This window comes from Streptomyces sp. CB01201 (genome assembly GCF_002803085.1).
Lineage (GTDB): Bacteria > Actinomycetota > Actinomycetes > Streptomycetales > Streptomycetaceae > Streptomyces > Streptomyces hundungensis.
In genome coordinates this window covers 21,451-27,468 of record NZ_NNBJ01000037.1, presented here as the reverse complement: position 1 = coordinate 27,468, position 6,018 = coordinate 21,451, and the positions used below count along the sequence as shown (strand labels likewise).

4 protein-coding genes and 1 pseudogene are annotated in these 6,018 nt (G+C 70.2%); 2 read left to right on the top strand and 3 right to left on the bottom strand.

All coding sequences use genetic code 11. The annotated features are described in order from the left end of the window. On the bottom strand, window positions 1-2,097 hold a 2,097-nt coding region (locus CG740_RS39175; protein ID WP_234376771.1), incomplete at its 3' end, for an ATP/GTP-binding protein. A gap of 160 nt (window positions 2,098-2,257) precedes the next feature. On the opposite strand from CG740_RS39175, the gene CG740_RS39170 reads away from it, so the two are divergent. Next, window positions 2,258-2,545, top strand: coding sequence for a hypothetical protein (locus tag CG740_RS39170; protein ID WP_100580091.1), 288 nt, complete (start codon window positions 2,258-2,260; stop codon window positions 2,543-2,545). 201 nt (window positions 2,546-2,746) lie between these two features. Here the strand turns inward: CG740_RS39170 and CG740_RS39165 are convergent, their stop codons facing one another. Both CG740_RS39165 and CG740_RS42075 read right to left on the bottom strand, forming a co-directional pair. Further along, entirely contained in the window at window positions 2,747-3,964 is a 1,218-nt protein-coding gene (locus CG740_RS39165) for a zeta toxin family protein (protein ID WP_234376770.1), read from the bottom strand. A gap of 234 nt (window positions 3,965-4,198) precedes the next feature. Continuing rightward, window positions 4,199-4,390, bottom strand: a pseudogene (locus CG740_RS42075) (helix-turn-helix domain-containing protein); the annotation flags it as partial. 328 nt (window positions 4,391-4,718) lie between these two features. Between CG740_RS42075 and CG740_RS39160 the strand changes: the two are divergent. Further along, window positions 4,719-5,843, top strand: a complete 1,125-nt coding sequence (locus CG740_RS39160; RefSeq protein ID WP_267895451.1) for an NAD(P)/FAD-dependent oxidoreductase — start codon at window positions 4,719-4,721, stop codon at window positions 5,841-5,843. Window positions 5,844-6,018 lie beyond the last annotated feature (175 nt).

Genomic DNA, 6,018 nt, shown 5'->3' with positions numbered 1-6,018 from the left:
CCGGACTTCACATCGCGGGCATCTTCCTCTGGTCCGCCCGCTGATCCAAACGAAACCGCCTAGCGCGGTGGGGAAGTCCCCGGCGAGGCGGGCGGAGTGGGCCAGGCCGCGGCGGGCGGCCGCGGCGAGGCGGCCGCCGCCTTCTGCTACGTGCTGCATGCCTGCGTGGGAGGCGGCGCCGTGGCCGAGGTCGCGGTCGGCCTTCGCCCGGTAGTACACGGCCATTTCCTGCAGTGCGGTGGGCAGGAGAGCGGTGTCGATCACGGTGGTGAGCCGGGCGGCGGTGTGTTCACGGTGTTCGTGCTGGCGCCGTGCGAGTGCGTTGAGGAGTTCGACCAGGGCATCGGCCGGGGTCTGCGGGCTGGTGTCTGCCGCGGCCGTTGATGGTGGGGGAGGGGCGATGGGTTCCCATACGGAGTCGCTGACGTAGTGCCAGGCGGCGTCGGCGAGCCAGTCCAGGTCCAGGTGAAAGTCGCGGGCCAGGCGCAGGCCTTGGCGCAGGCGGCCGACCAGGAGGCGCCGGTTTGAATCGGGGCCGGTGGCCTGGTTGCCCAGGGCGGTGAAGGCGCGTTCGGCGGCGTGCTGCCAGTCGGTGGGAGACCAGCGGTCGTCGGCCTGGTCGTCGGCGGTGCGGACGGTGGAGCGGATCAGGGCGTGCAGGTGGTGGGGCCACAGGGCGGCCGGGTCGTCCTGGACGAAGGGCCGCTCGATCAGGCGCAGGACCGGCGCTTGTCGGTCCAGGCCTGCGGCGGCGGTGGCGAGGGGGATGTCGAAGGCGTCCAGGAGGGCGACGGAGCGCAGGACGTGGCGTTCGTCTGGGGTGAGGTCGCGCAGGGTGCGGGCGATGAGGGCGGGGAAGTCGGCGTCGAAGTCTGCGGGCTGGGGGGTGGCGCCCTGGCGGCGGAGTTCCAGGAACCGCATCACCGACAGATCGAGGTAGAGGGGCAGGCCGTGGGAGCGGGCGGCAATGACGTCCCGTAGGTCGGGGCCGATGAGGGGCTGCTGGTTGCGGGTGAGGCGGCGGGCCAGGTAGTCGTCGCTGTCTTCGGGGGAGAAGTCGCCGACCAGCATCTGGCGCCCGCCGGCCGGACCGGACATGGTGGGGGAGTGGACGGGGGTGTTCAGGCCCGGCCAGGCGGCGGGTCCGGTGTAGTCGAGCTGGCCGTGGAGCGCCGGGTCGGCCCATTGCAGGCGGCTGCGGCCGGTGACGACGAAGAACGCGTTCGGCATCAGCCACACCATCCGCTGGAGCAGCCGTTCCAGGTCGCGGTGGGTGCGGTCGCCGGTGTCCTCGAACGTGTCGAGCAGCACCACCGGGAGCACCTGCTTCTTCGCGGGCAGGCGGGCGATCTCCCAGGCCAGCAGGTGCGGGTAGTAGGACAGGGCGTCGATGTCCGGCTCGGCCTCCAGCAGGTCGGCCAGCCGGATGCAGCCCGCCAGCGCCTTCACGGTCTGGCGCCGCTCACGCAAGGCTGTGACCAGGGTGTTGGTGACCTGTCCGAGCGCGGAGCCGACGAACCCGGGCAACAACAGCGCGGCCGCGACTTCGCCGGCCGCCGCCTGGATCTGTTCGGGCAGCGCCTTGTTCACCGCCGCTCCCAGGCCGGTGCGGCGCAGGTACTCCTCCAGCGGCTCGCCGGGATGGTTGTGCGCCCAGTACCGGCGCAGCGCGAGGTCGAACGCGGGAAGGGGCCGGCCGAGGTGGGCGAGCGCGAGGCGCAGCGACAGCACGATGCGCTCGAAGTCGACGCCTGTCGAGCGGGCCAGGTCGATGCGAATCGGCAGGATCCGCGCCCGGCCCGGCCACGGCGGTGCGCCCCACTGCGGCGGGCGGCGCTCGCTGTCGGTGAGGGCGGCCTCCAGGGCGCGCGACAGGGTGCTCTTGCCGATGCCGCCGACGCCGTGGAAGACCAGCAGGTTGCGGCGGGGCGCCTCAAGGTCCTCGGGGTCGATGCCGGGGCGGGCGAGAGCGTGGAGGTGTTCGGTGAGGGCGCCGGCGACCGCGGCCCATTGGGCTTCGCGGTTGGTGAACGCCTCCGAGGTCTCCAGCGCGACCTCGTTCGTGCTGAACAGTGCCCTCAGATCACGACCTGCCACGCCTACCCCCGAAAAATGATCACAGGACCCCCAACCTATGCCCGGCGTGGGCTCGTTGGGCAGGCCTGGTGGGAATGCGCCACCTTGACGGTGTTGGTGAGCCGGATTGCGCCGCTGGACAATGACCAGCCAACCAAGATCAACACGAAGGAAGCAGCCCATGACCCCCAACTCGGACTTCGCCAACCTGCCCGGCGGCGATGAGGACCAGGCCCGCGACGCAGTCAAGGAGGTGATGAACTGGTACAACACCCAGATCCTCGCCCAGCGCCGCAGCCCGGTCCGCGACGAAGAGCGCCTCGCGCACCTGACCGGCGCCCGCAAGGAAGCCACCACCGCCCTGCAGGCCCTGGACGGCGCCGGCCCGGAAGAGACGGCGCGAATCGCCGCCCTCTACGCCGCCCGGCTCAAGGCTCTGCGGGAGAAGGGTTCTGACGCGGCGTCGTAGTCCGCCACCGGTACGGGAAGCGGCCAGATGGAGGGCCGCGCCCGGCCGACGGGCACGGGCTGCATACGGGCCGGCATGAGGGGGCGGGCACTGGCTGCGATCTCGTCCAGTTCCGCGCGGTGCTGCGGCAGGGCCCTGCGCAGCGCGGCGTTGAGCTGGAGGAAAGCCGAGGCCTCCACCTCGGTGTAGGGGCGCAGTTGTTCAGCGGCCAGCGCCCACGCGATACGGGCGGCGCCCCCGGCCTCGTGGCGCAGCAGCGCGTGCCCGCCACGGCGCATCACCGTCACCGCGGTGATGCGCCGGATGTGTCTGGGCACGTTCCGCAATGTCCGACAGGGCGGCGAAGCACTGCGCGTGGCCCTTCTTCGAGGTGAAGCGGCCGGTGAGGCCGAGCTGGAGGGCGCGGGCGTAGCGCAGCGCGGTCGCCTGACGGCTGTCGGCCTCGCGTACGGCCAGGAGTACGAGCTCGATGGCGTAGCCCGCGGAGGCGAACGGCAGCGCGCTGTCGAGGAATTCGGCGGCACTGCCCGGCGCGGCCTCGATCAGGACGTCGCCGCGCCGCTCGCACACATACCGCTCGGCCCGCGTGAACCAGGCGCGGTAGTCGGCCCGGATCGCGGCACCCGCACCGCGGGGATCGTCCTGGAGCAGCTGGTAGTAGTCGGGGTGCGCGGCCTTGAAGTCGTCGCCCTCCAGGCGGGTGGCCCCCGGCCGCATGGCCCTCTTGATCATGCGTGAGGTGGCGAGCTTGCCCGCACCGGGCTGCCCGACCACGTAGACCGCCCGCGGATCGTCCCGGGAGACCACGCCGCTCAGATACGCCGGCGCGAGCAGCTCGTCAAAGATCCAGTTGTGCTCGTCAGGAGACAGCCGGTGGTAGGTGACACCCGGCGCGCGGGTGCTCGCCTGGGCGCGGCGCTGAACCGGCTCCGCCAGCGCGGCCGCCCGCTCCGCATCCCGGCGCACCGCCAGGCGCTGGTCCTCGTCGAGCGGGGCGAGCTCCATCTCCAGGCCGGCCCGCACAAGCCCTCCCCGGAACACCGCCGTCTCCCGCGCCGACCAGGGCCGTCCGCCCTCATGCGCCCAGGCGCGCGCGGCCGCCGGCGGCCTGCGCCACCCGCCCGACAACAGCTCGTTGTCGTACAACAGCTCACAGCCCCGGCGCAGCAGCACGACCCGGTCGGCGAGCCGCTCGCTCTCAATGGCCTCCAGGACGGCGGGAATCTGCCGGATGCAGTGATCCTGGTTCTCCCAGGACACATACCGCAAGCTCCCCGCCAGATAGCGGTCCAAAGCCCCGAGCTGACTCAGCGCCGGGGCCGTGGCCACCACCGCGACCTCGATACGGTGCCCGGAGCTGCGGTAGGCAGCCGCATCCGCGCGGAACTGCTCCACATCGGCCAGCGCCGTCTCCACCACCGCGTCGAACCCGCGCTCAGTGCCTGTTTCACATTCCGTGGACCTCGTGGGGGTATAGCGGAGGTGAGCCAAAGGGCCGTGGGGTGATCCCGAAGTCGAACGGCTGGCGGTCGGCCTCGGTGAGCGGGGATTTGGCCGAAGTCCCGCGTTCGGGTGTAGGTGTCTGCCTTGCTGGCTAGCGTGATTGTCGTCTATCTGCCGTACGGCGAGAGGACTGTTGGTGCCCGAGCTGGAAANCCGCAACGCGGAAGCACCGCCCTTCTCCCACACCCGACGCCATCGCCGCACGCTCTCGGCACACACCCCTACCGCCCGCGCAACCTCCGCGTTCGACACACCCTCCTCGAACAATTCCACCGCCCGAACGCGACGCGCTTCCGCCAACTGCGGTCGTGACAAAGGAGGAAGACGCGATCCGGCAGCCATATGCGAAGGTCGATAAGCCATCCCGACAGCGTCCCACCTAAACCGCCACCACACCCACCAAACTTACGAAAAGATCAGTAGTGCCTGTTTCACATTCCGTGGACCTCGTGGGGGTATAGCGGAGGTGAGCCAAAGGGCCGTGGGGTGATCCCGAAGTCGAACGGCTGGCGGTCGGCCTCGGTGAGCGGGGATTTGGCCGAAGTCCCGCGTTCGGGTGTAGGTGTCTGCCTTGCTGGCTAGCGTGATTGTCGTCTATCTGCCGTACGGCGAGAGGACTGTTGGTGCCCGAGCTGGAAACGGGAGCGTGTGACCTGGGAAGGGGCCGTTCGTGGGGAGCGGGTCCGTGAGGCGGCCTGAACGTGTCGCTGTCATCGGAGTGGGCGTCATCGGGGCGAGTGTGGGCTGGAACCTGTCCCGGCACGGCGCCGAGGTGGTCTTCATCGACGCAGGCCAGCCGGGCGAAGGTGTCACGAACTGGTCTTTCTCGTGGGTCAACGCGAGCAACAAGACCGCGCGCAAGTCCTACTTCGACCTGAACGTCGCGGGCATGGCAGCCCACCGTGAGCTTGCCGGGACCATCGGGCCGGACTCGTGGTGGTATCCCAGCGGCCACCTGCGCTGGGCAGACGATCCCGCAGCGGAGGCGAAGTTCCTGGAGACAGCCGAACTGCTGGCCGGCTGGGACTACCGGGTCGAGATGTACTCGGGGGCCGAGGTCCGCAGCCGCTTCGAACCGGCTCTCACGATGCCCGACGATGTACCAGTCCTGTTCTACCCCGACGAAGCCTGGGTGCACGGACGCCATCTTGTCGGTCGCCTGGTCAGCCAGGCCGTCGCATCCAGTGCCGAGCTCCGGTCCGGCAACGCGGTACGCGACATCGGCACCGGTGCCGATGGAAGCATCCGGTCAGTTGCTCTGTCCGATGGGAGCCGTCTCGACGTCGACATCGTCGTGAACGCGGCGGGCCCCAGCGCATCCCACGTCGCAGGGCTCGTCGCACGGCGCTTGCCGATGCGCCGGGAACCGGGCGTCGTCGCCAGGATCGACTGCGCTCAGGTCCCCGTTCACCGGGCCATGCACGCGCCTCACATCGAGATCCGTCCTGCCGGAGACACCTCGGTCGTCCTCCACAGCCGCGAGATCGACGCACTCATTGACACAGGCGAAGATCCAGGCCAACTCGCACGGCTGCTCCACGAATCGGCGCGCCACGTCGTCCCCGAGCTCGGAAAATCCCGCATCGCAGAGACACGAATCGTCGACCGGCCCATCCCTGCCGACGGATGGCCCTCGGTGGGAGCGGTGCCGTCCGTGCCGGGCTACTACGAGGCCGTTTCCCACAGTGGGATCACGCTCGGGCCGGTGATCGGCCGACTGCTGGCTTCGGAGATCCTCAGCGGAAAGAGAGACGAGCTGCTCGCGGACTTCCGACCCGAGCGGTTCCCCTCGTGACAGCCCGGGCTGCGTCCCACGGGCGCAGCCCGGCGGGTGCTCCCCGGGCGATCCTGGGCACCGTCGGTGTGACGACGATGAGATGGATGGTGATCAGGCAGCCGCCGCAATCACGGTCGCAGCGGTCGATGCCCGTGTGGGCCGGCGTGTCGGCTTTCGGGTGAGTGCCTGATTT

Bases quoted from the DNA above. Each gene is read 5' to 3' on its own strand.
- CG740_RS39170 (WP_100580091.1), top strand. From the start codon at position 2,258: ATGACCCCCAACTCGGACTTCGCCAACCTGCCCGGCGGCGATGAGGAC.